This window comes from Enterobacter sp. RHBSTW-00318, assembly GCF_014101375.1.
GTDB lineage: Bacteria > Pseudomonadota > Gammaproteobacteria > Enterobacterales > Enterobacteriaceae > Enterobacter > Enterobacter ludwigii.
Genome location: NZ_JABXQH010000001.1, coordinates 193425 through 214821, shown reverse-complemented (window position 1 = coordinate 214821; position 21397 = coordinate 193425). Strand labels below are relative to the sequence as shown.

Below are 21397 nucleotides of genomic sequence, written 5' to 3'. Positions count from 1 at the left end.
ACGCCTGAGCGCAGCGCCACCGGTCTATTTCCCGGCCTGAGGATGTGTATCAAACCCGGCCATCACCGCCGTCAGCGCGTCCAGCGAAAACCCGTGTTTGGGATCGTCAACGCCCAGTCCAAACCGTGACTGCATCACCTGATACAGCGCGTTCGCGTCGGGAAGATGGACCTGCTCTTCCGCATGCCCCTTCTGCCAGTGGGTAAAGTTAAAGTTGGTCAGGGTCAGCTTTCCGCCGTCAGGCAGATGGCGACACATCAACAGATGGTGGCGAAAATGGGATTGCGGCCAGTGCGCCGACCAGAAGTTGCCCATCACGTAATCGCTGAAATACTGTGTTGTCAGATCAAAATGGTACATCGACTGCCAGTGATCGTGGTGGCTGAACTGCAGGATCCAGTCGTTGCCCTCGCTCAGCAAACGGTACAGCCCGTGGGGTGTCTCCTGCACCTCGTTGGCGAGCAAACGAATCGGCGCCGTCAGCGTCTGTCCGCCAAAACCGACGTCGGCAATCCAGCGCTCGCCGTTGAGTTCAACCAGCAGCAGACGATGCGTACGCGGCGGCATCTGTGGCGGACTGGCTAAGACCACGCGGCCCAGCACGCTGCGAACCGTAAAGCCCACTTCACGCAAAACGCGTTCGAACAGGCCGTTCTGCTCAAAGCAATAGCCTCCACGACGCGCCGTCACCAGTTTGTCGACCAGGCACTGATCTTCCAGATGGATTTCGCGCGGCATCACGACGTCAATATTCTCGAAGGGGATCGCGCAGTTGTGGTGTAGATGCAGCGCCCGCAGGGTGTCGATGTCAACCTGAACAGGCTGTTGCCAGCCCGTACGGGCAAAATAAGCACTCAGAAATGGGGACATGATTCGCTTCCATGATGTGATGTTCCCTGTTTATAAACTATTTTCTGGCCTCCATATGCGCAAAAGTGCTTTTTGCGGGTGCATCTTGATTTCGGCTACCCATCAGACGTTTAATGCCAGCATACCTGCTGAGAGGAATGTTCATGAGCGCGTTTCGTCCCGTTGAATTAAAGCATGCCAGCCGTCTGCTGAACCATGGCCCTACGGTGCTGATTACCAGCCGCGATGAGTCTATCGACCGTCGTAACGTCATGGCCGCGGCCTGGTCGATGCCGGTAGAGTTTGAGCCACCGCGTATCGCAATTGTGGTGGACAAAAGTACCTGGTCGCGCGAACTGATTGAGCGCAGCGGAAAGTTCGGCATCGTCATCCCCGGCGTGGCAGCGGCTAACTGGGCTTACGCCGTCGGCAGCGTGAGCGGGCGCGACGAAGACAAGTTCAACTGCTACGGGATCCCGGTTGTGCAAGGTCCGGTACTCGGCCTGCCGGTAATTGAAGAGAAATGCCTGGCGTGGATGGAGTGTCGTTTACTCCCGGTTACCGCAGCTGCAGAAAAATACGATACGCTGTTTGGTGAGGTTGTTTCGGCAGCCGCAGATGAACGCGCGTTTGTCGCCGGACGCTGGCAGTTTGACGGCGATAAGCTGAACACCCTGCATCATCTGGGGGCCGGGACGTTTGTGACCAGCGGGAAAATGTTAAAAGCGCTGGAAAAATAGCCTATAAAAAAAGCCCTCTCCGCGAGGGAAAGGGCTTTTAAATTACTTCGCGCGCCGTGCAATAATTTCATCCGCAACATTACGCGGTGCTTCCGCGAAATGATGGAATTCCATCGTGTAGGTCGCGCGGCCTTGCGACATCGAACGCAGCGTCGTGGCATAGCCAAACATCTCCGCCAGCGGCACATCCGCGCGAATAATCTGACTACCGTACTGCTCTTCCATTCCCTGCACCATGCCGCGGCGGGAAGAGAGATCGCCCATGATGTTGCCGGCGTACTCTTCCGGTGTTTCCACCTCGACATGCATGACCGGTTCAAGAATAACCGGGTCCGCTTTGCGAGCGCCCTCTTTAAAGCCGAGGATCGCCGCCATGCGGAACGCCATTTCCGAGGAGTCGACCTCGTGATAGGAGCCAAACGTCAGGGTCGCTTTCACATCGACAACCGGATACCCCGCCAGGACACCGCTGTTCATGGCTTCGCGCAGGCCTTTCTCCACAGACGGAATATACTCGCGCGGGACAACGCCGCCCTTGGTGGCATCTTCAAACACAAAACCACTGCCGGGCTCTAATGGTGCCAGACTGAGCACCACATGGCCGTACTGCCCTTTACCGCCGGACTGTCGGACAAATTTCCCTTCGATATCCTTCACCGCTTTACGCAGGGTTTCACGGTACGTGACCTGTGGGCGACCAATGTTCGCCTCAACGCCGAACTCACGCCGCATGCGGTCAACGATAATCTCAAGATGTAACTCACCCATCCCGGAGATAATTGTCTGGCCGGACTCTTCATCGGTGTGCAGACGAAACGAAGGGTCTTCCGCTGCCAGGCGCTGCAATGCAATGCCCATTTTCTCCTGATCGCCTTTGGTTTTCGGCTCGATCGCAAGCGAGATAACCGGGTCCGGAAACTCCATCCGTTCTAGCGTGATGACGGCATTCGGGTCGGTGAGCGTGTCACCGGTTGTCACATCTTTCAACCCAACGCAGGCCGCGATATCGCCCGCGCGCAGCTCATCCACTTCGTGGCGATCGTTAGCATGCATCAGCACGATGCGCCCAATGCGCTCTTTCTTCCCTTTCACCGGGTTGAACACCGCGTCGCCTTTGCGCAGCACGCCAGAGTAAACGCGGATAAAGGTCAGCTGTCCGACGTACGGGTCGCTCATCAGTTTAAAGGCCAGCGCGGAGAACGGCTCGTTGTCGTCTGGATGACGCTCGGCATGCTGCCCATTCTCATCCACACCATCAATGGCGGGCACGTCCAGAGGCGACGGCATCAGTTCAATGACCGCATCGAGCATGCGTTGCACGCCTTTATTTTTAAACGCGCTGCCGCACAGCATCGGCTGGATTTCACCGGAGATGGTCCGCATACGCAGCCCCCTGATGATTTCCACTTCCTCTAAATCACCCGTTTCCAGGTATTTATCCATCAGCTCATCGCTGGCTTCCGCCGCCGCAGAGACCATTTTTTCCCGCCATTCCTGCGCAGTACTCATTACGTCATCCGGCACAGGAGCATAGGTAAACACCATGCCCTGGGTGGCATCGTCCCACAAAATGGTACGCATTTTGATGAGATCCACCACGCCGGTGAAGTGTTCTTCTGCCCCCACCGGAATAACAATCGGGACTGGATTCGCTTTCAGACGCTCCTGCATCATTCGCACGACGCGGAAGAAGTCCGCACCCGGGCGGTCCATTTTGTTGACGAAGGCCAGCCGCGGGACATGATATTTATTCGCCTGACGCCAGACGGTTTCCGACTGCGGCTGCACGCCACCGACGGAGTCATACACCATGACAGCGCCGTCGAGTACACGCATGGAACGTTCCACCTCAATGGTGAAATCCACGTGGCCTGGGGTGTCGATAATGTTGATCCGGTGCGGTTCAAAGCCCCGGTCCATACCTGGCCAGAAACAGCTGACTGCCGCAGAGGTAATGGTTATCCCGCGCTCTTGCTCCTGTGCCATCCAGTCGGTAGTTGCCGCGCCATCGTGTACTTCACCCAGTTTGTGGCTCATACCGGTATAAAACAGGATGCGCTCGGTGGTGGTCGTTTTACCGGCATCGATATGCGCGGAGATACCGATGTTGCGATAACGTTCGAGAGGGATGGGTCGGGGCATAATATTTCCTTAGTCATTAAGACTGCGTTGTGACGACCGGGATGGTCGCGTGTTCGTTCGTTTGCTATAATAGTCCTATTGTACGAGTATTATCGAACTATTTTTTTACGGTTGACCTATTGTTGATATAGCTCAATCTGACACCAGACGCAGGAAAACGATGATCCCGAACCACCCTGAAACTGAACAAATACTGCTGGAAAATGTGCTTTTTGCCCTCGGTAACCCGCTACGGCTGTCGATTATCCGCAGGCTGGCCGATGGCAGCGAACTGAGCTGTAACGCGCTGCGCCCGGACGAGGTGGTGAAATCGACGATGACCCATCACTGGCGCGTCTTGCGCGACAGCGGCGTGATTTGGCAGCGCCCGCAGGGGCGAGAAAATATGATTTCACTGCGCAGAGACGATCTTGATGCCCGCTTTCCGGGGCTGATGGCAATATTGCTGCAGACGAAGTAACGCGTGTGTCGTGTCGGGCGACTCCGCGCCGCCCGACCCTCTCTCACATTGAATAGCCGGGTTTCTTAATTAAGTGATCCAGGTTGGGTTCAATTTCGGTATCCCAGACCTGCGCTTTCCAGTCGGCTTCCTGCACTTCATTCAGGGCGACCGAAATAGAGCGATCTTTACTGTTCAGATGACGGGTAATCACCTCGGCAATATCCGCCGCCAGCGCGGTTTTTTGGTCGTCGTTCAAATCACGGGGAAAACATTTGATATCTACGTGTGGCATATGCAGGCTTCCAGTTATGAATGTGAGTTCCACGTTATCAGATTATCTCGTTTGCCTTTAACACCTTGTGCAGTTCCGGCAGCTGGCACACGGTATCCGCAATCGCCGTTATCTTCGGCGTATTCGCCGCAAACCATGCATGGCGAGGCCCCCAGGTGCGTGCAACCGTGATGTAGACGTCAAGCAGCGTCAGCCGTTCCCCGAGCGCAAAAGGGGTGGCACTGAGCTGGCTGTCAAACCACAGATAGAGTGATTTTCGGTATTCAATACAGCTGTTTTTCAACTGCTCCGGCGCATCCGGCACCCAGCGTTCGGGGTAGTCAGCGTAGGTAAAGGTGGGATAAACGTTCGCAACAAACCAGATGAGCAACCGCTGAAACTGCTGCCGCTCAGCCTGGCCGACGGCAGGCGCAAGATCGGGACATCTGTCCAGCACCATCAGGGCAATCGCCGCCGTTTCGGTCATGATCGCCCCGTTTTCCAGTTCCAGCGTGGGTACCTGACACAGCGGATTGCGTGCTTTCAGCAACTCACGCTGCGGACCGGGCTGGTCAAACCCGTCCACGTTGATAAATTGATAAGGGATGTCTGCCAGAGTCAGCATCACTTCACTGATTGCCGATCCCCAGCCGGGTACGCCATAGAGTTTAATCATGTTGCCCCCTCCGGGATGAAAACCCTAAGTGTAGACATGACTAATAGGTTATCCCAGGCGGGTTCACGTCGGATTGTGTCACCGCTTCGCCCTCTTCTCCCCAGCGTGCCAGCACCCGCTGGTACTCTCCACGCGTAATAGCGCCCTCCAGCGCAGCCTGCAAAGCATAAACCAGCCCATTGCCCTTTTTGGTCGTCGTGGCGACATAGGCTCTCTTCGGCCCGAGCCCCACTACGCGCGTTTTGCCGGTCAACGCCGCTTTATAGGCTGATACGGATTGAGGCCCGAAGAACACATCCGCCCTGCCGGACTGAATATAGAGGTTGCCGGAAGCATCATCGGTCAGATAGACCGGCAGCGCAGGCGCACGACCGGCTTTTTTGTTCTCTTCATTCCAGCCCAGCAGAATGCGCTCCTGATTGGTCCCGGAACCGACAATCACCTTTTTGCCTGCCAGGTCTTTTGCGCTGTTAATCGCCTGGACCGCGCTGGTGGATTTCACGGAAAACGCCAGCGAGTCGACGCGATAGGTCGCAAAATCAAATTTCTCTTTTCGCTGTTCGGTCACCGCAATATTCACCAGCGCCACGTCATAGCGTCCGGAGCTGATCCCCAGCGGCCAGTCTTCCCAGGCCGTGGGAACCAGCTTCAGCTTTAACCCCAGACTGCCCGCCAGCAAGCGGGCAATATCCGGATCGCTGCCAATCCGCGTCCGGTTATCGCTGGCAAGCAGCGCCAGCGGTGGAGAGTTAAGCGCTGAGATCGCTACCGTGAGCGTGCCCGGCTCAACAAATTTATAGTTCGCGGGGATCTTCGCGACGGCCTGCCGATCTACCGTCACCGGCAGCGGCTGCTCGTTGGCGTGTAAATCGATACCCGCATGGCTCGCGGTCGTAAAAGCCAGACCGGCCAGAAAAGCATATTTCATCTGCACTCCTTACAGCACTTTTGACAGGAACTGGCGCGTTCGCGGGTGCGACGGACGGGTTAATACGTCGTCACTGCTGCCCTGCTCCACAATTTTGCCGTCGACCATAAAGACCACCTGATCCGCCACTTCCCGGGCAAAGCCGATCTCGTGGGTGACCACCACCAGCGTGGTACCCGAGCGGGCGAGCTTTTTAATCACATCCAGCACTTCGCCAACCAGTTCCGGGTCGAGCGCTGAAGTGGGCTCATCAAACAGCATTACCCGGGGACGTAACGCCAGCGCGCGGGCAATAGCAATACGCTGCTGTTGGCCCCCGGAGAGATGGCGCGACCAGGCGTCGGCTTTATCGCGCAGCCCGACCACATCCAGCAGGCTGTATGCCCTTTCAACGGCTTCTTTCTTACTCAGTTTTTTATGGGCGATGGGCGCTTCAATCAGGTTTTCCAGCACTGTGAGATGCGGAAAGAGATTAAAGTTCTGGAAGACATAGCCCACATTGACGCGCTGTTTGAGGATCTCTTTCTCTTTCAGCTCGTAGAGTTTGTCACCCTGACGGCGGTAACCGATGTAATCACCGTCAATCTGGATAAACCCTTCGTCGACGCGTTCCAGATGGTTAATGGTGCGCAGAAGCGTCGATTTACCCGATCCGGAAGGCCCGAGGATGACCGTTACCGATCCGGGCGGGATCTCCAGCGAGACGTTATCAAGCGCTTTATGGCGACCAAAAAACTTACTGACGCCGGTAATCGAAATATGCCCTTCAGGAGAGGTTTGCATGGACGGGCTCCTGTACTGATGCGGTGGATACGGAACGGACGCGACTGGCTACCCGGTTTTGATTAACGGCTGAACGGCGTTCGCTGCGGGCAAGCCCGCGCTCCACAACATGCTGAATCGCAGACAACACGGTGGTAATCACCAGATACCAGACCGCACCGACCATCAGCAGCGGGATCACCTCCTGCGTGCGGTTATAGATCATCTGAATGGTATAGAAGAGTTCCGGCATCGCCAGGACATACACCATCGCCGTGCCTTTCGCGAGACTGATAATTTCATTAAATCCGGACGGCAGAATCGTGCGCAGCGCCTGCGGCAAAATGATACGCACCGTGCGACGCCAGGCTGGCAGACCGAGTGCCGCCGCCGCTTCATACTGACCATGATCCACCCCCAGAAAACCGCCGCGAATGATCTCGGCGGTATACGCGCTCTGAACCAGCGTCAGTCCCACCACGGCGGTGGAAAACTGTCCCAGCACGTTGATGGTTTCGAAGCGACCCCAGGTAATGCCGGTGAAGGGTACGCCGAGCGAGAGCGTGTCGTAGAGATAGGAAAAGTTATAGAGAATGATCAGAACCACAATCAGCGGCAACGAACGAAACAGCCAGATATACCCCCAGGCCAGGCTGCTCAGCAGCCAGGATGAAGAGAGCCTCGCCAGCGCCAGCAGGCCGCCGATGATTACGCTCAACGCAGTACCGATCAGGGTCAACAGCAATGTCTGCCCTACGCCTTCGAGGATAACCGGATCAAAGAACCAGCGGGCAAAGACAGACCACTCCCAGCGCGGGTTAAAGGCCACGGACTGAATGACCACCGCAAGCACAAACAGCGCCACCACGGCACCGACAGTCCGTAGCGGATAACGCGCCGGGACCACCTTAATGGTTTCAACGTTGCTCATCGTCATTCCTCATGCTGTTTTACTGAACGCTTCACTGATCAGCGTTTTGGTGAAACGCAGCCGGCCATCAAACGGCGGCTGGCTGTACTCTTCCGGATCGCGGTTCAGATCGAACTGCGGCTGATAGCCCTGGCTGATATACAGCCTGACCGCCTCCGGCTGACGAAAACCGGTGGTGAGGTAGATCTGGCTGTAACCGGCCTGTACCGCCCGACGCTCCAGCTCCTGGACGACGCGGGCCGCCAGCCCCTGTTGACGCAGCGCCTTGTGCGTCCAGATTCGTTTGATTTCAGCGGTGCGTTCATCAAACGGTTTATACGCGCCGGTGGCGATGATGTCGCCGTCACGCTCAAGGACAATAAACAGCCCTTGCGGGGCCAGGTACCACTCCGTGAGCTCCACTTCCGCGTCTTTAGAGAAGTAGTCGTCATAGCGGGCGGCATATTCACCGAATAATCCGTCGATAATGGGCTGAAGATCGGCGTCTTCCGGTGACACGTCCCGAAATTGCTCGCGCATAGCGCCTCCTTAGTCACCCAGTCCAGCCGGGTTCACTTCTGATTGAGGGATACGTTCTACCCCTTCCCCCCAGCGGTTCAGCACTTTGTCGTAATCGCCGTTTTTGATGACCCCGTTAAGTGCGGTCTGTACCGGCTCGACCAGGCCGCTGCCTTTTTTCAGCGTCACCGCAATGTGCGCCGCCTTCGGCCAGCCGCCGTCGACAATCCCAACCCGTTTCGTTTTCCCGGTCAACGCCGCTTTCCATGCGCCAGTCACGTTCGGGCCAAAGAACGCATCTGCGCGGCCTGACTGGAGAGACAGGGTTTGTGATGCATCGTCTTTGGTGTAGATCGGGGTAAACGGCTTCAGGCCTTTCTTCACGTTCTGCGCATTCCACGCCAGCAGGATAGCCTCCTGGTTGGTCCCGGAACCTACGATGATGCGCAGCCCGGCGATGTCCTCCGCCTTCTGCAGCGAGGTAATCGGACTGGTCGATTTCACATAGAAACCGAGGGAATCTTTACGGTAAGTGGCAAAATCAAACTTCTCTTTGCGCTCTCTGGTCACGGTGATGTTGCTGATCGCCGCATCGTATTTCCCGGAGACGACGCCGAGAGGCCAGTCCTCCCAGGAGGTTGGCACCACGTTCAGCTCCAGCCCAAGGCTGTCGGCCACCAGACGGGCAACGTCCACCTCGCTTCCGAGCAGCGTTTTATTGTCGTCGGAAAAAACGGTCAGCGGCGGTGAGTTAAGCGCGGCAACCGCCACGGTGAATTTGCCCGGCACGGCGAAGCGATAATCTTTCGGCAGTTGCGCGATGGCGTCGCTGTTTTTGGCGGTGTTGACGGGCGTTTTGTTGGCTTCCAGGCTCACGCCAGTGCCATTAATGTTCACATTCTCTGCCCAGACGGCAGGGGAAAAGGCCAGCGCAAGCGCCAGAATAAGCGATGATTTCTGCATAACGAGGTTCTCTATTATTGTTGTGTGAACTGGTTTTGCGGTTCGTCTAACCCCAGACTGTCGCGCAGCGTAGTGCCGGGATAGTCGGTGCGGAATAAACCGCGGGCCTGTAACACCGGGACAACCTGGTCAACAAAACGCGGGAACGTGTCCGGCGTTCCACCCTGAATAATGAAGCCGTCCGCGGCGAATGCCTCAAACCAGCCCTGCAGACCGTCTGCCACCTGCTCCGGCGTACCGGAAAAGCGCGGGCGCGGGGATGCCGCTTCGAGTGCAACCTGACGCAGGGTTAAGTTGCGTTCGCGAGCATTACGCTTAATTTCATCGGTCGTGCTGCGAAAACTGTTTTTACCCAGTTCACCGATGTCCGGGAACGGCTCGTCAAGCGGGTACTGGCTGAAATCGTGATGTTCAAAATAACGGCCGAGGTAATTCAGGGCATCGTTAATCGACACCAGAGCCGCGGTTGTCTGATACTGGTTCTCCACGTCCTCCGCGTCCTTGCCAACAATCACGCTGACACCCTGAAAAATATGTAAGTCCGATGCCCTGCGGCCATTGGATTCAAGCTGGTGTTTCACGTCGCGATAAAACGCTTTGGCTTCCTCTAACGTTTCATGATGGGTAAAAATGGCGTCAGCATGTTTCGCAGCCAGTTTTTTTCCGTCATCCGATGCACCCGCCTGAAAGACAATCGGGCGTCCCTGCGGCGTGCGGCCAATATTGAGCGGACCGGCCACCTGGAAGAAATCGCCGTGGTGATCAAGCGTATGCAGTTTTGCCGGGTCAAAGAACTGGCCGCTCTCTTTGTTGCGCACAAAGGCATCCCCCTCCCAGGAATCCCAGAGTCCTTTCACCACGTCGAGGTATTCATCCGCTATCCGGTAGCGCAGCGCATGTTCAGGGTGTTTCTCGCGCGAGAAGTTTTTCGCCGATCCCTCGAGCGGTGAGGTCACCACGTTCCAGCCTGCGCGTCCGTTGCTCAAATGATCCAGGCTGGCAAACTGGCGCGCCACGGTAAACGGTTCGCTGTAGGAGGTCGATAAGGTACCGACCAGACCGAGGCGCGAGGTCAGACTTGCCAGTGCGGACAAGACCGTTAACGGCTCAAACCGGTTTAAGAAATGCGGGATGGATTTCTCGTTAATATAGAGGCCGTCGGCGACGAATAAAAAATCAAGCTTCCCCTCTTCGGCTTTTAACGCCGTGGCTTTTACAAAATCAAAATTAATGCTGGCATCGGCGACCGCCGCCGGATGACGCCAGGCAGACATGTTCCCGGAAGCACCATGCAAAATGGTTCCCAGCCGCAATTGTCGGGTTGCAGACATATTCACCTCTTCAGAATTAAACGTGTTGCAGGGCTTTTTCCGCAAGCTGTGCAAAATAGCGGGCAGCGGGCTCAATTAATGCTTCATCCGGGTTGAAGGCCGGGTGATGTAAACCGAACGGACTGGCGCTACCGATGCTGACAAACGCCCCGGGGATCTGCTGCAGATACACCGCGAAATCTTCCCCACCCATATGCAGCTCGGCGTGCTGCGTTTCATACCCAGATTCTCTGGCGACGGCGGTGGCAAATTCGGCCCAGTGTGCGTCATTGACCAGCGCGGTAGGCCCGGCGTACCAGGTGATGTCGATCTGCGCGCTAAACGCGCTGGCAAACCCGGCGGCAATTTCGCCGACGCGTGCTTTCACATTCTGCTGCACTTCCACGCGGTGGGTGCGAAGCGTGCCTTCCAGCTCAACGCTTTCCGGCAGGACGTTCCAGGTATTGCCCCCGGTAATGCGCGTGACGCTCAGCACCACGGAATCAAGCGTGTTGACGTTGCGGCTGGCAACGCTCTGCAACGCCGTTACCAGCTGGCTCGCCAGCACGATGGCGTCGTTACCTTCATGCGGACGTGCAGCATGCGCGCCTTTACCGGTAATTCGGATAACAAACCGGTCGACGTTGGCGTAGAACGGCCCACCGCGGGTGGCAAATTCCCCGACCGGCAGCCCCGGCTCGTTATGCATCCCGAAGATGGCACTGACATCACGTAAGGCACCGGCCCGCACCATACTTTTCGCGCCGCCAAAGTTCTCTTCAGCCGGCTGAAAAAGGATCCGCACGCGCCCGTTTAAAGACGCTTCACGCTCTTTAAGCTTTAGCGCCGCCCCGAGGATCACACTGGTATGAATATCGTGTCCGCAGGCATGCATCACACCCGCACGCTGTGAGCTAAACGGCACGCCGCTGCGCTCTTCAATGGGTAAGGCGTCAATATCGGCCCGCAGCGCGATCAGCTTTTTCCCCGTGCCGATTTCGGCCACCACGCCGGTCTGAAGCGCATAAGGCAGCGGCGTAATACCAGCCGTCGTCAGCCACTGACGCAGGCGAGCGGTCGTTTCGACCTCCTGGCCGGACAGCTCCGGGTTCTGGTGCAGCTCCCGGCGCCAGGCAATCAGTTGTTCGTCAAAACGCATACGGCGACCTCCTTGTTAAGCTTCGCCTGCGCCAGCAGACGCAGGGACTGTATTCGCGTTACGCCATCCGCAACGGGGGTATCAATAATGAATTCATCAATGCCCCATTTTTCGTGCAGGGCGTTCAACTGTTCCAGCACCGATTCGGCTGTTCCCGCCAGCAGCGACTGTGCCCGACGGGCAATGCGCACCGGCTCGCTGCCGGCCTGTCGGGCAAAGGCATAGGCCTGCTCTTCGCTGGCCACGGTGACGCGCTGCCCATTTGCCAGTTCGACGCCCCAGACTTCAACCTGTTGTGCCAGTGCCTCCGCCTCAGCCTGCGACTGGGCGACGATGACCTGCACCGCCACAATCGCATCCCGGGCGCTGTGGTTACGCCAGGTGGTGATGACTTCACGCAGCAGCGCCGGATCCCCATTCAGGTGAGCAGCAAAGACAAAATTCCAGTCAAGTTTCGCGGCCAGCAGCGCGCTTTCGGTACTGGCCCCCAGCAGGAACCCCTGCGCCGGAACCGGCGGCAGCGGCGTCGCGCGAACGGCCTCGTCCACCGACTGATTTTCCGGCTGGATCCAGTGATGAAGCTGTGTCAGCTGTTCGGCAAAACTGCCTTTTTGCTGTTGATCGAGGCCCTGCTGCAGTGCCCGGGTGGAGAGCGGCAGGCCGCCTGGGGCTTTCCCAACGCCCAGATCCACGCGCCCGGGAGCAAGCGCGGCCAGGAGGTTGAAATTTTCTGCGACTTTGTAAGGGCTGTAGTGCTGGAGCATGACGCCACCAGAGCCCACGCGGATACGCCGTGTTTGCCCGAGGATCCAGGCGATTAACAGTTCGGGTGAAGGGCTGGCCAGCTGGGGCGTGTTGTGGTGTTCGGCAATCCAGAAACGGTGATAGCCCAGATTTTCTGCCTGCTGTGCCAGCGCCAGGGTTCGCGCCAGTGCATCGGCAGCCGTTTCGTTTTCAGCGATGGGGCTTTTATCCAGAATACTGATTCGCCAGGACATGTTGCGTTCTCGTTTGACTTAACATGTCGTCATTATTAAAGGCGTATTTCACCTCTGAGAAACAATTAATTTACATTTGGTTTGCCGGAAATCAGATATATAAATCCATGCTACGCGTGTGACTTAAGCGATGAAATGAGGTTTTCCACCTCACTGCGGCGGGTAATGCGGACAAAATGAATATGGGCGTATTGCGGGTCTACCATATCGCGTGCATAACGTGCGCGGTTGCTGCGCCAGGTTTTGATTGTCCAGATAATAATGGACTCACGGCTCAAGAATGAGCGACGAAAACTCTCACAGTTTCCCGTACCGGGCCACAGTTCCTGTTTGTGCCAGGCGCGCCTGAACGCTCGGGTGACAGCCTGATACAGGGTTCGGGCGAACCCATAATCCACCCACACCACCCGATCCACGTCTCGCCATTTCACAGGACGCGTACGGTTATAGTTGCCATCAAGCACCCACTCCGCTGACGCCTTTAGCGTCGTCTCCAGTTTTTCCAGCAAGATAGCGTCCGGTGTGCCCTGCCAGTCCGGACACCAGTAAAGTCGGTCCATTTCAATGTAAGGAATATCCAGTTCTGCGGCGATACGCTTCGCCAGAGTGCTTTTTCCACTCCCGCTGGTGCCAATCACATTTACTTTCACCCTGCTGCCCCCTGTTGAAGAAAAACCCTTAAAGCATAGCGTTTTCATCTTGTTAACGAAACGCTATTTCGGCGGGTCAGTTTACGTCGAAGCGTGATCTCCCGCTTTTAATTTGCCTTATGGCGTTTATTTGCAGGGCGCCACAAAAACGCATCGATAAATATTTTCATTTTTATTACATCGGTCGCATTTTAAAAATAAAAAATACTAAATACAGGGTATTCCGGAACGCATAACTTTCGTAGAGAATATGCCGACAGTAAAAATAAAAACAAACCTTACAAACTTGCCTGAATGTTTAACGGGCTCTTTTTTTATTGATATATGACCATGGGGTTACTGATGCGGAATAACACTCCCGTTACACAAAACGAGTATTTACTTAACGAAGGTTCGACGCTTATGTCGACCACCAATACGCACAGCCATATTACCTATGCGAACTCTGCCTTTATTGACGCCAGCGGCTATAAAGAAGAGAGTCTTCTCGGTGAGCCGCATAATCTTATTCGCCACCCCGACATGCCTGCCGAGGCGTTTGGCGACATGTGGTTTACCCTGCAACAGGGTGAGACCTGGACGGGGCTGGTCAAGAACCGCCGCCAGAACGGCGATCACTACTGGGTGCGCGCCAACGTCACCCCGGTTTATCAGAATGAAACGTTAACCGGCTATATTTCTGTGCGGAATATTCCTTCGCGTGAAGAGATTACTGTCAGTGAAAAACGGTATGAGAAAGTGCGCAATAATGAATTAAAACATCATCGCTTTTATAAAGGCCTGTTTGTTCGCCACGGTCTGTTCTCTTTTACGTCGCTGTTTAAACGCCTCAGCACCAGTAAAAGGATCCATCTTGGTATTGCGATAACCGCCCTGCTCGCCTGTCTGCAGCTGTTTATATTTGCCGATCGTATTGTTGAGACTGTAGGTCTGGCTCTGCTATTTATTGCCCTGGCTGTTTATCTTCATGCGCAAATTGCAAAGCCGGTAAAATCCATTGTCCAACAAATGCAGCGGGTGGTTTCAGGACGTAAAGCGGACTATTACCATTTTGACCGCGTCGATGAAATCGGCCTGATGATGCGCATGGTGAATCAGTCGGGTCTGAACCTCCATTCGCTGGTTGACGATGTCGGTGCGCAAATCAGCGGTATAAGTACAATCAGCCAGCAGGTGGCGAAAGAAGGTATGGCATTACAAACGCGTACCGAAGAAACCGCAGACTTTCTGCAGCAAACGGCCTCAGCCGTGGAAGAAATTGCCAGCGCGGTTCAGCAGACGGCTGAAACGGCGAAAGACGCGATCCTGATGGCAGATCGCACCCGCACCAGCGCTCACCGCGGTGAAGCAATGATGAAAGAGACTATCGGCATGATGCAGTCCGTGTCGCAGGATAACAGCCAGATCGTCGACATCATCAGCGTCATCGATCGTATCGCCTTCCAGACCAATATTCTGGCGCTGAACGCGGCCGTTGAAGCGGCGCGTGCGGGTGATGCCGGCCGCGGTTTTGCGGTCGTGGCGGCCGAAGTCCGCAACCTTGCCCAGCACTCTGCCATCGCGGCCAAAGAGATCAAAACGCTTATAGAGAAAAACGTTTCCAGCGTGAACGCCGGCGTGGAGAAGGTCGAGCAAACTGAATCGCAGCTCACGGTGATGATTGGCAATGTCATGGAGATGTCTTCTCTGATTAAGGAGATAGGCCACGCCACGCAGGAGCAAACACAGGCGCTGACCCTGATTAACGCGTCCATCTCCCGCATCGGTACAATGACCCAAAACAATACCGGTATGGTGGATAACGTGACGGACGCCGCACACCATCTGACGCAGCGCACGACCCGCCTGCAACAGGCGATTGCCGTTTTTGGCGGTTGAGCAAAGGCGCCGTTATGCGCTGGTTGCTTTGCGCAATCATTAAGCGAAACTGATGATTAAAGCACCACTTCATTAATGGATTTGTCTAAAAACTCACCGCTATTCAGCGTGTTGTGATCCCCGTCTGCTCTGACCACACGATTTCCTTCGACGTGCATCACTTTCGGCACGGTTATATTTTGCGTCGCTTATGAATTGCAGGTAGGATGCCTCGCCATGTTTCGCCTTATCCATACGCAGAATGACTGGGAAGGCAACATGTGTTTGCGCAGAAGCAATCGTTTGTATTGCACTCTGCCAGGCAGGACTATCACGATAATGGTTCAGACAGGCAAACAGGTAACTCAATGAAAACAAGCAATAAAAGCGCAGCCGATCATCACGCTGCTAAACGTCGCTGGTTAAACTCCCATGAAGAGGGCTACCACAAAGCGATGGGCAACCGTCAGGTTCAAATGATCGCCATCGGCGGCGCTATCGGAACGGGTCTGTTTTTAGGTGCTGGCGCTCGTCTGCAGATGGCTGGCCCGGCTCTCGCCCTGGTCTATCTGGTGTGCGGGATCTTCTCTTTCTTCATTCTTCGTGCATTGGGCGAACTGGTACTGCATCGCCCTTCCAGCGGCAGTTTTGTCTCTTACGCCCGTGAATTCCTCGGTGAAAAAGCGGCCTACGTTGCTGGATGGATGTACTTCGTCAACTGGGCAATGACCGGTATTGTCGATATCACCGCCGTCGCGCTTTACATGCACTACTGGGGCGCGTTTGGTGATGTGCCACAATGGGTGTTTGCGCTGGGCGCACTGGCCATTGTCGGCACCATGAACATGATCGGCGTGAAGTGGTTCGCGGAGATGGAGTTCTGGTTCGCGCTGGTAAAAGTGCTGGCCATCGTGGTGTTCCTGGTCGTAGGTACGGTGTTCCTCGGTAGCGGTAAACCGCTTGATGGCAATGCCACCGGTTTCCACCTGATCACTGATAACGGCGGTTTCTTCCCGCATGGCCTGCTGCCTGCGCTGGTGCTGGTTCAGGGTGTGGTGTTCGCGTTCGCGTCCATTGAGCTGGTCGGCACCGCGGCGGGTGAATGTAAAGACCCACAGACCATGGTCCCTAAAGCCATTAACAGCGTTATCTGGCGTATCGGTCTCTTTTATGTTGGTTCCGTGGTGCTGCTGGTTCTGCTGCTGCCGTGGAACGCCTATCAGGCGGGTCAAAGCCCGTTTGTGACCTTCTTCTCTAAACTGGGCGTGCCTTATGTTGGCAGCATCATGAATATCGTGGTGCTGACGGCAGCACTCTCCAGTCTGAACTCGGGTCTTTACTCCACCGGTCGTATCCTGCGCTCCATGTCGATGGGCGGCTCGGCGCCGAAATTCATGTCGAAGATGAGCCGTCAGCATGTGCCTTACGCGGGCATTCTGGCGACGCTGGTGGTATATGTCTTCGGCGTGTTCCTGAACTACCTGGTACCATCTCAGGTATTCGAAATCGTGCTGAACGTTGCCGCGCTCGGCATCATCGCCTCCTGGGCCTTTATCGTGGTCTGCCAGATGCGTCTGCGCAAAGCGATCAAAGAAGGCAAAGCCGCTGAAGTCAGCTTTAAGCTGCCGGGCGCACCGGTGACCTCCTGGCTCACCCTGCTGTTCCTGTTCAGCGTGCTGGTGTTGATGGCGTTTGATTACCCGAACGGTACCTACACGATCGCCACCATTCCTCTGCTGGCCGTATTGCTGATTGCCGGCTGGTTTGGCGTGCGTAAACGCGTACAAGAAATTCACAGCACGGCGCCGGTTCATCCTGATGATGCCAAACACGACGCCCCGCTGGTTGAAGAGACGTCGCGTTAATATCGACCTGCTGGTTAATACAAAGGGAAGGCATTGCGCCTTCCCTTTTTCTTTGTGTTGAGGAGCGAAACTTAGAGCGTGATACGAATCACGTCATCAGGCTGGGTGGCTTCCTGCTGACGGGTCGATTTTTGTTTTACCGTCACATACAGGGTTTTCCCATCCGAAGAGAGCGCCAGACTGTTCGGATAGACCGGGGTGTCGAAGGTTTTGGTAACGTTGTAGGTTTTCGCGTCGATTACGCTCACCTTACCCGCTTCACGGTGCGTCACATACGCTTCGTTGCGCGCCGGGTTAAACAGAACGGCCAGCGATTCAGGCACGGCAATTTTCTTGATGACGCTGCCGTCCTTCAGATTCACCACCAGCACTTCCGGCTGCTTTGAGTCGGTTAAGAACGCACGCTGTCCGGCGGTATCCAGGCTCAGATTCAGGTAGAAGTGCTCCTTACCGTCGTCCTGCACTTTTTTACGGCTGAGGATTTTGTGGGTTGCCGTATCAATCGTCACCAGTTCGCCATCAGCATTGGTGGTGTAAAGACGTTTTGCCTTCGCATCCAGCGCCAGGCCGGTACTGAATTTACCGGTACTGCTGATGGTCTCTTTCAGCTTCAGCGTTGCACCATCCACTACCCAAATCGCGCTCTCCTGGCCTACGCCGGTGATGTAAACGGTGTTTGTGCTGTCATCGGCCACCAGCTGGCGCGGCTGCAGCGGTTTGACGGTTTCACTGCGCTGACGGTTATCCAGCACCAGTCGCCCTTTCACCTCACCCGTTTTGGCATCAATCGCGGTTACCGCGCCGTTGATGGTGTTACCAAACCACAGCGTCTGGGTGGCATTATCAAGGGTGGCACCGAACGGTTTGAGATCGTTATGAATGACCTGCGTCACGTCCAGCGTGACCGGGTCAAGGCGATAGACAATCCCGCCTTTGTCCGTTTTGCGGCTCTGCGATGTCGCGACCCACAGCGCATTCTCCTGCTGGCTCACGGCCATTTCATATGCGCCTTTCCCTACCGCTTTGCGCAACATCTCTTCGGCAGCATGAACCTGGAAGGTTCCGGCAAACAGTAACGCCCCTGACAGCAGAGACATACTCAGGCGCGGCGAGCACAGATGACGTAAAGACATAACAATTCCTTTTTTGAACACAGGGTTTACTGCTGACATCACTTCCGGCAGGCAACGTCATGGCATTGCCGTTTTGATAATGAGAATAGTAATCATTTATGAGTTAAATGTGGAGTTTTTCTTTCCTTCCCGGCCTTTCATTAACGCAATGTGCGGTTATAGTTTTCAAAAGATTTACAAAAGATTTAACATATATGGACATGTTCCATTTGGTACGTTTTTTCCATAACCGGTCTATTTCATGAAAATCATTTCTGCCCGTAAGGCAACGCTTCCACTGCTGCTGGTTCCTGTTATCTCTGCGCCTCTCACTGCGATGAGTGCCGATGAACAGACCATGATCGTCAGCGCCACGCCGCAAACCATCTCGGAGCTCGATACCCCGGCGGCGGTCAGCGTCGTGAATGGCGAGGATATGCGTCATGCTGCGCCACGCATTAACCTGTCTGAATCTCTTGGCAGCGTGCCGGGGCTGCAGATCCAGAACCGCCAGAACTATGCTCAGGATCTCCAGCTTTCGATGCGTGGGTTTGGTGCCCGCTCAACCTTCGGCGTGCGCGGTATCCGTATGTATGTCGACGGTATTCCGGCAACCATGCCGGATGGACAGGGACAAACCTCCAATATCGATCTCTCCAGCGTGGACAGCGTAGAAGTGCTGCGCGGCCCCTTCTCTGCCCTTTATGGCAACGCCTCTGGCGGTGTGATCAACATGACGACCCAGACCGGGCAGCAGCCGCCGACCATCGAGGCCAGCAGCTATTACGGCAGTTACGGTACCTGGCGCTATGGAATGAAAGCCACCGGCGCGATGGGTGACGGGACGCATGCCGGGGATGTGGACTACACCGTGTCCACTACCCGTTTCACGACCAAAGGTTATCGCGACCACAGCGGCGCGCGGAAGAATCTCGCCAACGCTAAACTGGGTGTTCGTATTGATGACGTGAGCAAGCTGACGCTGATTTTCAACAGCGTGGACATGAAAGCCAACGATCCGGGTGGACTGAGTGCCCAGGAGTGGCATGACAACCCTCGCCAGTCTCCGCGTGGCGACCAATACAATACGCGCAAGACCATCAAGCAGACCCAGGCTGGCCTGCGCTACGATCGTCAGCTCAGCACCCAGGACGATCTCAGCGTCATGATGTACGCCGGCGAACGTGAAATGACGCAGTACCAGTCAATTCCTTATCAGCCTCAGCTGAGACCTTCCCACTCCGGCGGCGTGATTGATATGCAGCGCCATTACCAGGGGATTGATACCCGCTGGACGCACCGTGGCGAACTGCTGGTTCCGGTCACCTTTACCACCGGTCTGAACTACGAAAACATGAGCGAAGATCGTCGCGGATACGAAAACTTCGTGATGAACAACGGCGTGCCGGAGTACGGCGTCAAGGGTGACAAACGTCGTAACGAACGTAACCTGATGTGGAACGTCGACCCGTACCTGCAAACCAGCTGGCAGTTAACGCAGAAACTCTCCGTGGATGCCGGCGTCCGTTACAGCTCGGTCTGGTTTGACTCCAACGACCATTACGTGACCCCGGGCAACGGAGACGACAGCGGTGACGCAAGCTATCACAAGTGGCTCCCGGCCGGATCGGTGAAATATGCCGTGACCGATGCGTGGAATCTCTATGCTGCGGCAGGTCGTGGGTTTGAAACGCCAACCATCAATGAGCTCTCTTATCGTGCGGATAACCAGGGCGGCCTCAACATTGGCCTGAAACCTTCCACGAACAATACCTATGAAGTGGGCAGCAAAACCCGTATCGGTAATGGTCTGCTGACGGCAGCGCTGTTCCGCACCGATACGGATGATGAGATTGTCGTCGATGCCAGCGCTGGCGGTCGTACCAGCTATAAAAACGCCGGTAAAACCCGTCGTCAGGGGGTTGAAGTTTCCCTGGATCAGCAGTTTGGTGAGAACTGGAAGCTGAAAATGGCGTGGACCTATCTGGACGCCACCTATCGAACCAACGTGTGCAGCACCGGCGACTGTAACGGCAACCGTATGCCGGGCATTGCCCGCAACATGGGTTATGCCTCGTTTGGCTGGCAGCCGGAAGAAGGCTGGTATGCGGGATCGGATGTGCGCTACATGAGCGATATCATGGCGGATGACGAGAACACGGCGAAAGCCCCGTCCTACACGGTGGTTGGGCTGAATACCGGGTATAAATTCAACTACGGTAACTGGGGAATGGACGTCTTTGGTCGCGTCGATAACCTGTTCGATAAAGAGTATGTCGGATCGGTTATCGTGAATGAATCCAACGGGCGTTATTACGAACCTGCACCGGGCCGTAACTACGGCGTAGGTCTGTCGGTCTCTTATCGCTTCGAGTAAGCAAAAAGCATTCTTTTTTGCTGAATATTATTTTTATAAATTGAATAACGCTCCTGATGGCAATAAGCCATCAGGAGTATTTAACCAGGAATATAATTCGCGGCAGGATATAGTCGCTCTGCTAAATAATCTCTCAGTTAAAATATTGTCGCTGTAAAAGCGTGTTCGCTTCGTCAATCAACGTCTCTATCGCCTTCTGACTGCCATCAACATCTCTTCGCTCAAGCGCGGACAGGAGCTCGGCGTAGTGATAAGTCGACACCTTGATGTCGTTAAGCTCCTGATGCAGATAGTTCATGCAAGGTCCAATACGCACCCATAGCTGCTCAATTAAGGCGCTGAGTGTCGGCATTTCCGCGTACTGATAAAGCGTAAACCGAAAGATGCGGTTAGCATGCAGCGCCTGCTGAACATGCCCGTTGCGCATGGCTTCATGGAATGTCTCTGATAGCTTGCGCAACACCTCCAGCTTATTTTCCGTCATATGCTGACAGGCGGCAGCTACCGCCATAGGCTCAAGCTGTTTTCTGATGGCGTTAATCTCGTTATAACGCTCAAGCGTGACCTCAGGAACCAGAAACGCCTGGGCTGGCGTGGCGTGTAATGCCCCAGACGACACCAGACGCAAAAGCGCCTCGCGAACCGGGGTAATACTGGTTCCTAATTTATCAGCAATTTCTTTGGTAATCAGTCGAGCGCCAGGTTTCAGTGAACCTGTAATTAACGCGCCTTTCAAACTGAGTTCGACTTGCATGGTAAGACTGATCCTTTGCGCTTTTTCTAAATGGTCCAAATCAAGCATGTTCAATTCCTGTAGCTAATACTTAATGCTATTTTTAAACGCCGTTTTTTATAAACGACGCTGTT

Annotated in this window: 18 protein-coding genes and 1 pseudogene; 5 read left to right on the top strand and 14 right to left on the bottom strand. The window is 55.3% G+C overall.

The window, feature by feature from the left end; translation table 11 throughout:
• Positions 1 to 24 precede the first annotated feature (24 nt).
• A complete protein-coding gene (gene nhoA / locus HV157_RS01140; protein ID WP_151887463.1) occupies positions 25 to 870 on the bottom strand; it encodes an N-hydroxyarylamine O-acetyltransferase in 846 nt (281 codons plus the stop codon).
• Between the two features lie 143 nt (positions 871 to 1013).
• Here nhoA and HV157_RS01135 point away from each other — a divergent pair, with 143 nt between their 5' ends.
• The gene (locus HV157_RS01135; protein WP_182268608.1) at positions 1014 to 1589 is read left to right on the top strand and encodes a flavin reductase family protein; all 576 of its coding nucleotides are present in this window, start codon (positions 1014 to 1016) and stop codon (positions 1587 to 1589) included.
• A gap of 42 nt (positions 1590 to 1631) precedes the next feature.
• On the opposite strand, the gene fusA is transcribed toward HV157_RS01135, so the two are convergent.
• A complete protein-coding gene (gene fusA, locus HV157_RS01130) occupies positions 1632 to 3731 on the bottom strand; it encodes an elongation factor G (protein ID WP_182268609.1) in 2100 nt (699 codons plus the stop codon).
• A gap of 160 nt (positions 3732 to 3891) precedes the next feature.
• Between fusA and HV157_RS01125 the strand changes: the two genes are divergently transcribed.
• Entirely contained in the window at positions 3892 to 4191 is a 300-nt protein-coding gene (locus HV157_RS01125) for a helix-turn-helix domain-containing protein (protein WP_014170235.1), read from the top strand.
• Between the two features lie 43 nt (positions 4192 to 4234).
• On the opposite strand, the gene pptA is transcribed toward HV157_RS01125, so the two are convergent.
• The 10 genes and pseudogenes from pptA to HV157_RS01070 all read right to left on the bottom strand — a co-directional run bounded on the left by pptA (position 4235) and on the right by HV157_RS01070 (position 13319).
• Complete coding sequence (gene pptA, locus HV157_RS01120; protein ID WP_020884045.1) at positions 4235 to 4465, bottom strand: tautomerase PptA; 231 nt, start codon at positions 4463 to 4465, stop codon at positions 4235 to 4237.
• Between the two features lie 37 nt (positions 4466 to 4502).
• Positions 4503 to 5120 (bottom strand): glutathione S-transferase family protein, encoded by a 618-nt coding sequence (locus HV157_RS01115; protein WP_014170237.1) that lies wholly within the window; start codon positions 5118 to 5120, stop codon positions 4503 to 4505.
• A gap of 40 nt (positions 5121 to 5160) precedes the next feature.
• Positions 5161 to 6048 (bottom strand): transporter substrate-binding domain-containing protein, encoded by an 888-nt coding sequence (locus HV157_RS01110; protein ID WP_020884043.1) that lies wholly within the window; start codon positions 6046 to 6048, stop codon positions 5161 to 5163.
• Positions 6049 to 6057: 9 nt separating this feature from the next.
• Positions 6058 to 6831, bottom strand: coding sequence for an amino acid ABC transporter ATP-binding protein (locus HV157_RS01105; RefSeq protein WP_014170239.1), 774 nt, complete (start codon positions 6829 to 6831; stop codon positions 6058 to 6060).
• The gene (locus HV157_RS01100; protein ID WP_182268610.1) at positions 6815 to 7741 is read right to left on the bottom strand and encodes an amino acid ABC transporter permease; all 927 of its coding nucleotides are present in this window, start codon (positions 7739 to 7741) and stop codon (positions 6815 to 6817) included. The genes HV157_RS01105 and HV157_RS01100 overlap by 17 nt, the downstream gene beginning before the upstream one ends.
• A 9-nt stretch (positions 7742 to 7750) precedes the next feature.
• Positions 7751 to 8260, bottom strand: a complete 510-nt coding sequence (locus HV157_RS01095) for a GNAT family N-acetyltransferase (protein ID WP_182268611.1) — start codon at positions 8258 to 8260, stop codon at positions 7751 to 7753.
• 9 nt (positions 8261 to 8269) lie between these two features.
• Positions 8270 to 10533, bottom strand: a pseudogene (locus tag HV157_RS26150) (NtaA/DmoA family FMN-dependent monooxygenase).
• A 16-nt stretch (positions 10534 to 10549) separates the two neighbouring features.
• Positions 10550 to 11671 carry an amidohydrolase gene (locus tag HV157_RS01080; RefSeq protein WP_020884038.1) on the bottom strand — a complete coding sequence of 374 codons (1122 nt, stop codon included), beginning with the start codon at positions 11669 to 11671 and terminating at the stop codon, positions 10550 to 10552.
• Positions 11650 to 12669, bottom strand: coding sequence for an LLM class flavin-dependent oxidoreductase (locus HV157_RS01075; protein ID WP_182268612.1), 1020 nt, complete (start codon positions 12667 to 12669; stop codon positions 11650 to 11652). Before HV157_RS01075 ends, HV157_RS01080 begins: the two co-directional genes overlap by 22 nt.
• Positions 12670 to 12779: 110 nt before the next feature.
• Entirely contained in the window at positions 12780 to 13319 is a 540-nt protein-coding gene (locus tag HV157_RS01070) for an AAA family ATPase (protein ID WP_020884036.1), read from the bottom strand.
• A 342-nt stretch (positions 13320 to 13661) separates the two neighbouring features.
• On the opposite strand from HV157_RS01070, the gene HV157_RS01065 reads away from it, so the two are divergent.
• On the top strand, positions 13662 to 15197 hold the full coding sequence (locus HV157_RS01065) for a PAS domain-containing methyl-accepting chemotaxis protein (RefSeq protein WP_113656261.1): 1536 nt from the start codon (positions 13662 to 13664) through the stop codon (positions 15195 to 15197).
• A 347-nt stretch (positions 15198 to 15544) separates the two neighbouring features.
• On the top strand, positions 15545 to 17041 hold the full coding sequence (gene ansP / locus HV157_RS01060) for an L-asparagine permease (RefSeq protein WP_020884034.1): 1497 nt from the start codon (positions 15545 to 15547) through the stop codon (positions 17039 to 17041).
• A gap of 71 nt (positions 17042 to 17112) precedes the next feature.
• Here ansP and HV157_RS01055 read toward each other — a convergent pair whose 3' ends face one another.
• Positions 17113 to 18174 (bottom strand): YncE family protein, encoded by a 1062-nt coding sequence (locus tag HV157_RS01055; RefSeq protein ID WP_182268613.1) that lies wholly within the window; start codon positions 18172 to 18174, stop codon positions 17113 to 17115.
• 241 nt (positions 18175 to 18415) lie between these two features.
• On the opposite strand from HV157_RS01055, the gene pqqU reads away from it, so the two are divergent.
• Positions 18416 to 20530: a TonB-dependent receptor PqqU gene (gene pqqU / locus HV157_RS01050; protein WP_182268614.1), complete on the top strand. Its 2115-nt coding sequence runs from the start codon at positions 18416 to 18418 to the stop codon at positions 20528 to 20530.
• A gap of 133 nt (positions 20531 to 20663) precedes the next feature.
• Here pqqU and HV157_RS01045 read toward each other — a convergent pair whose 3' ends face one another.
• Positions 20664 to 21332, bottom strand: a complete 669-nt coding sequence (locus tag HV157_RS01045; RefSeq protein WP_020884031.1) for a GntR family transcriptional regulator — start codon at positions 21330 to 21332, stop codon at positions 20664 to 20666.
• Between the last annotated feature and the right edge of the window lie 65 nt (positions 21333 to 21397).

What these genes read in the sequence shown, in the direction of transcription:
- ansP (WP_020884034.1), top strand. Translation starts at nt 15,545, where the DNA reads ATGAAAACAAGCAATAAAAGCGCAGCCGATCATCACGCTGCTAAACGT.
- nhoA (WP_151887463.1), bottom strand. Translation starts at nt 870, where the DNA reads ATGTCCCCATTTCTGAGTGCTTATTTTGCCCGTACGGGCTGGCAACAG.
- HV157_RS01105 (WP_014170239.1), bottom strand. Translation starts at nt 6,831, where the DNA reads ATGCAAACCTCTCCTGAAGGGCATATTTCGATTACCGGCGTCAGTAAG.
- HV157_RS01115 (WP_014170237.1), bottom strand. Translation starts at nt 5,120, where the DNA reads ATGATTAAACTCTATGGCGTACCCGGCTGGGGATCGGCAATCAGTGAA.
- HV157_RS01110 (WP_020884043.1), bottom strand. Translation starts at nt 6,048, where the DNA reads ATGAAATATGCTTTTCTGGCCGGTCTGGCTTTTACGACCGCGAGCCAT.
- HV157_RS01045 (WP_020884031.1), bottom strand. Translation starts at nt 21,332, where the DNA reads ATGCTTGATTTGGACCATTTAGAAAAAGCGCAAAGGATCAGTCTTACC.
- HV157_RS01100 (WP_182268610.1), bottom strand. Translation starts at nt 7,741, where the DNA reads ATGAGCAACGTTGAAACCATTAAGGTGGTCCCGGCGCGTTATCCGCTA.
- HV157_RS01065 (WP_113656261.1), top strand. Translation starts at nt 13,662, where the DNA reads ATGCGGAATAACACTCCCGTTACACAAAACGAGTATTTACTTAACGAA.
- HV157_RS01135 (WP_182268608.1), top strand. Translation starts at nt 1,014, where the DNA reads ATGAGCGCGTTTCGTCCCGTTGAATTAAAGCATGCCAGCCGTCTGCTG.
- HV157_RS01125 (WP_014170235.1), top strand. Translation starts at nt 3,892, where the DNA reads ATGATCCCGAACCACCCTGAAACTGAACAAATACTGCTGGAAAATGTG.
- HV157_RS01080 (WP_020884038.1), bottom strand. Translation starts at nt 11,671, where the DNA reads ATGCGTTTTGACGAACAACTGATTGCCTGGCGCCGGGAGCTGCACCAG.
- HV157_RS01095 (WP_182268611.1), bottom strand. Translation starts at nt 8,260, where the DNA reads ATGCGCGAGCAATTTCGGGACGTGTCACCGGAAGACGCCGATCTTCAG.
- HV157_RS01055 (WP_182268613.1), bottom strand. Translation starts at nt 18,174, where the DNA reads ATGTCTTTACGTCATCTGTGCTCGCCGCGCCTGAGTATGTCTCTGCTG.
- pqqU (WP_182268614.1), top strand. Translation starts at nt 18,416, where the DNA reads ATGAAAATCATTTCTGCCCGTAAGGCAACGCTTCCACTGCTGCTGGTT.
- HV157_RS01075 (WP_182268612.1), bottom strand. Translation starts at nt 12,669, where the DNA reads ATGTCCTGGCGAATCAGTATTCTGGATAAAAGCCCCATCGCTGAAAAC.
- fusA (WP_182268609.1), bottom strand. Translation starts at nt 3,731, where the DNA reads ATGCCCCGACCCATCCCTCTCGAACGTTATCGCAACATCGGTATCTCC.
- pptA (WP_020884045.1), bottom strand. Translation starts at nt 4,465, where the DNA reads ATGCCACACGTAGATATCAAATGTTTTCCCCGTGATTTGAACGACGAC.